Source organism: Allorhizocola rhizosphaerae (genome assembly GCF_003426775.1).
Lineage (GTDB): Bacteria > Actinomycetota > Actinomycetes > Mycobacteriales > Micromonosporaceae > Allorhizocola > Allorhizocola rhizosphaerae.
The window spans coordinates 1-3,604 of record NZ_QJUG01000403.1 but is presented as its reverse complement, the minus strand read 5'-3'; the positions used below and the strand labels follow the sequence as shown (position 1 = coordinate 3,604).

The 3,604-nt window shown below is 68.5% G+C and carries 5 protein-coding genes; 3 read left to right on the top strand and 2 right to left on the bottom strand.

Annotated features, from left to right (window positions below; all coding sequences use genetic code 11):
* Together DM816_RS40930 and DM816_RS40925 are read left to right on the top strand one after the other, a co-directional pair.
* Window positions 1-1,124: nicotinate-nucleotide--dimethylbenzimidazole phosphoribosyltransferase (locus DM816_RS40930; RefSeq protein ID WP_211589077.1), on the top strand; the 1,124-nt coding region annotated here is incomplete at its 5' end.
* Window positions 1,105-1,803, top strand: coding sequence for an adenosylcobinamide-GDP ribazoletransferase (locus DM816_RS40925; RefSeq protein ID WP_117215815.1), 699 nt, complete (start codon window positions 1,105-1,107; stop codon window positions 1,801-1,803). The genes DM816_RS40930 and DM816_RS40925, both read left to right, overlap by 20 nt.
* Here the strand turns inward: DM816_RS40925 and DM816_RS40920 are convergent.
* Window positions 1,766-2,110 carry an MmcQ/YjbR family DNA-binding protein gene (locus DM816_RS40920; RefSeq protein WP_117215814.1) on the bottom strand — a complete coding sequence of 115 codons (345 nt, stop codon included), beginning with the start codon at window positions 2,108-2,110 and terminating at the stop codon, window positions 1,766-1,768. The two genes, DM816_RS40925 and DM816_RS40920, sit on opposite strands and share 38 nt — an antisense overlap.
* Window positions 2,107-3,201: a glycine cleavage system aminomethyltransferase GcvT gene (gcvT, locus tag DM816_RS40915; RefSeq protein WP_117215813.1), complete on the bottom strand. Its 1,095-nt coding sequence runs from the start codon at window positions 3,199-3,201 to the stop codon at window positions 2,107-2,109. The genes DM816_RS40920 and gcvT overlap by 4 nt, the downstream gene beginning before the upstream one ends.
* A gap of 72 nt (window positions 3,202-3,273) precedes the next feature.
* Here gcvT and DM816_RS40910 point away from each other — a divergent pair.
* On the top strand, window positions 3,274-3,604 hold a 331-nt coding region (locus DM816_RS40910), incomplete at its 3' end, for a M17 family peptidase N-terminal domain-containing protein (RefSeq protein ID WP_281274410.1).

The following is a 3,604-nucleotide window of genomic DNA, read 5'->3' as shown; positions in this document are numbered from 1 at the left end:
CGGGCCAGCCAACTGTGTTGAAGAAGGGAAGGCCCGCGCCTGCGCCCAAGAAGGTCGTCCAGCAGGAGGCGCTGACCGAGCAGACCCAGCAGCTGCCGATCGTGCAGACCGGGCTGACGGTGATCGCCCCGGGGATGGACCTGCCGGTCCACGACGACGACGCCCGCTCGGCCGCGCGGCACCATCTGTCCAACCTGGACATCCGGCGGGCCGGGCTCGGTGCGCTCGCCCAGACGGTGGTCTTCGCCGCAGGTACCCAATCGAAAATCGTTCCTCAAGCGTGGGAACGGCCGCACATGTTCCTGCTGCACGGGGTGCACGAGGGCGACATCGCGGCCGGCGACTCGACCGCCGTGGCCGCGCTCCAGGCCGAGCAGGCCCAGCGCGGCGAGGGACCGATCGGCCTGCTGGCGACGTGGAATGGCGTGTCGCTGAAGGTTGTCGAGGCCGAGACCGCCGATGACATGGCATATGGTCGCGCGGCCTCGCCGGAGACGATCGAGGCCATGCTGAACGAGGGCATGCGCCTGGCCGACGAGGCGGTCGACAGCGGCGCCGACCTGATCATCCTGGGCTCGTGCGGTGCGGGCGCCGAGGCGACCGCGGCGGCGATCGTCGCACGGATCACCGGCGCGGAGATCGCCACGCTGCTGGGCCGGATCGTCGGGCCGGACGGATCCATCGACGACAGCTCATGGATGCTGCGCTGCGCGGCCGCCCGCGACGCACTGCACCGCGTGCGCAACCACGACCTGCTCGCCAAGACACTGCTGTCCGAACTGGCCGGGGCAGACTTCGCCGTGGCCGTCGGGATCGTGCTGGGCGCGACCGCCCGTCGCACGGCCGTGCTCATGGACGGACCGGTGGCGACCGCATCCGCCCTGCTCGCCCGCGACCTGGGCAGCCAGTCCAGACTATGGTGCGCGTTGCCCGACCACGGCGAGCACCCGACCACCAAGGCCGCGGCCGACGTGCTGGGCCTCACCCCGATCCTCGACCTGAAGGTCGATCTGGGCGAGGGCGCGACGAGCCTGCTCGCGCTGCCGCTGCTGCGCGCGGGCCTGCACCTGTCGGCCGCGCTGGACACCAAACCCGCGGTGATCGGTGCCGACGAGCCTCGCTAAGGGACTGCTCTGCGCGCTGACCATCCTCACGGTCGCGCCGCTTCGCAAGGTCGGGGATCCCAAGCGGGCCATGGTTTTTGCGCCCGTGGTGGGTGGGTTGCTGGGCTTGGTCGTGGCGGCGCTGGCGTGGCCGTTCGACGGGCTGTTGCGCGGGGCGGTGATGGTGGGGCTCGCGCTGCTGCTGACCCGCGGCATGCATGTCGACGGGCTGGCCGACACGGTGGACGCGCTGGGGTCATACAAGCCGCGTGAGCAAGCGTTGGCCATCATGCGCTCGCCGGAGGTGGGCCCGTTCGGTGTGGCGGCCATCGTCGTGGTGCTGCTGATTCAGGCGGTGACGCTGGCTTCCCTGTCTTTCACACAGGTCGCGCTGGCGTTCGCTGTGGGCCGGTTGGGCGCGACCATTGGGTGTCAGCGGGGGGTGCCGTCGGCCCACGCCTCTGGTTTGGGCGCGCTGGTTGCGGGGACGGTTTCACCAGTTTGGATAATCTTCTATGTAGTAATATTCTCGGTCTTCAACCCGATCGTGCTGGCCGTCGTGGCGCTCGTTTTCCTCGTGCGCTGGCACATCGTGCGCAGGCTCGGTGGAATCACCGGCGACGTGCTCGGCTTCCTGATCGAGCTGTCGACGACCCTGTGCCTCATCGGCCTGAGTCGTATTCCTTCACCAGTTTTTTAGGCGCGGTGCGCCGCCACGCCTCGGTCACCAGCTCGCGCAGCTCGTCTGCGTCCACCTTGGACAGATTGACCTCCACCCAGCCGAACCGGCCCACATAGGCGGCGAAGCTGTAGACATCGGGCGACTGCGCGAGCAGCGCCTCCTGCTCCTCTTTGGCCGCCTTCACCGTCATGGTTTTGCTGCCGCTCACGCCGGACGCGAACATCTTGTTGTTGACGCGCAAGGTCGGATGGCCCCACTCCTCGACGTAGACCTCCTGAGTGCCGGGCAGCGCCAGCACCCAGTCGCGCACCTGTTCGTACTTCATTTCACCGACGGTGTCACAAAAGGTGGCTTGGTGACGGTCATCCCGGCGCGGCGGCCGCGCACGTCGACCTCGACCTGATCGCCCTCACCCAGCCCCGCTGCGGTGTCGAGCAGCGCGAGCGCGATGCCGACCTTGCGCGTGGGCGAGAACGTCCCGCTGGTGATCTCTCCCACTCGCTCGTCGCCCCGGAAAACCTCCATATGGGCGCGTGGGATGCCGCGATCGTTGGCCACCAGCCCCCACAGCATCCGCCTTGGACCGTCCGCCTTCTCCTTGAGCAGTGCCTCCCTGCCCCAGAAGCCCGGTTTTTTCCAGCCGACCGCCCATCCGGCACGCGCCTGCACCGGGGTGATATCCAAAGAAAGATCTTGGCCATGCAGGGGGTATCCCATTTCGGTGCGCAGCGTGTCCCTGGCCCCCAGCCCGCACGCCCTGGCCTCCACGCCGGCCCCGAACAGCGCGTCCCACACCCGCCCGGCGTGGTCCGACGGAACCACCAGCTCGTAGCCGTGCTCGCCCGTGTAGCCCGTGCGGCACACCGTCAGCTCGATGTCGTCCAGCCGTGCCGTTTCAAAGCTCATGTACTCGTGCTCGGTCGGCAACCCGAGCTGCGCCAGAAGCTCAGTGGAACGCGGCCCCTGCACGGCGAGCACGGCGAAATCGCGATGCTCATTCGTAATGGTCAAGCCGTTGAGGGCGGCGGCCTGCAGCCGGCGCACCACCTCGGCCGTGTTGGCCGCGTTGGGGATCAGGAACACGTGGTCGTCGCCGTACAGATAAGCGATGATGTCGTCGACCACCCCGCCGGTCGCGTCCTCGCAGCACAGCGTGTATTGCGCCTTGCCCGGCCCGATTCTCGCCAGGTCGTTAGTCAGACACGAGTTCACGAAATCCGCCGCGCCCGCCCCCTTGACGCGCGCCTTGCCGAGATGCGAGACATCGAAGATGCCAACTTCCTCGCGCACCGCCGCGTGCTCCTTGAGCACTCCCCCACCTGCATATTCGAGCGGCATGTCCCATCCGCCGAAGGCTGCGAACTTTGCCCCGAGTGCGGCGTGCCGATCATGCAAGGGTGAGGACAGCAATGTCATGTGGGCAACTTACTACCACTCCTGTGGTTGGCTAGCATCGCGGGAGCAGACCACACCACACCAGGAGACCTTGTGACGACGCCCACGACCGTGTTGCCCACCCTCGCCCTCGCCGACACCGATCCGGCGGACCTCGCCGTCGATGCGATCGTGATCGGCGTGCATAGCCAGGAGGGTGAGGGAGGCGACCTCCTGCTCGCCTCGGGAGCGGAGAGCATCGCGGCCGCCTTCGACGGCAAACTGACCGCGACGCTGGCCCTGCTGGGCGCGACCGGCAGCGCGGGCGAGGTCACCAAGCTCGCCACCATGGGCGTCATCAACGCTCCCGTGCTTGTCGCCGTCGGCCTGGGCGGCGAGCCGACCGGTGCCGCCCCGGCGGCCGAGACCCTGCGCCGGGCCGCCG

Excerpts from the sequence above, each read along its gene's own strand:
- DM816_RS40920 (WP_117215814.1), bottom strand. The coding sequence starts at position 2,110 with ATGAAGTACGAACAGGTGCGCGACTGGGTGCTGGCGCTGCCCGGCACT.
- gcvT (WP_117215813.1), bottom strand. The coding sequence starts at position 3,201 with ATGACATTGCTGTCCTCACCCTTGCATGATCGGCACGCCGCACTCGGG.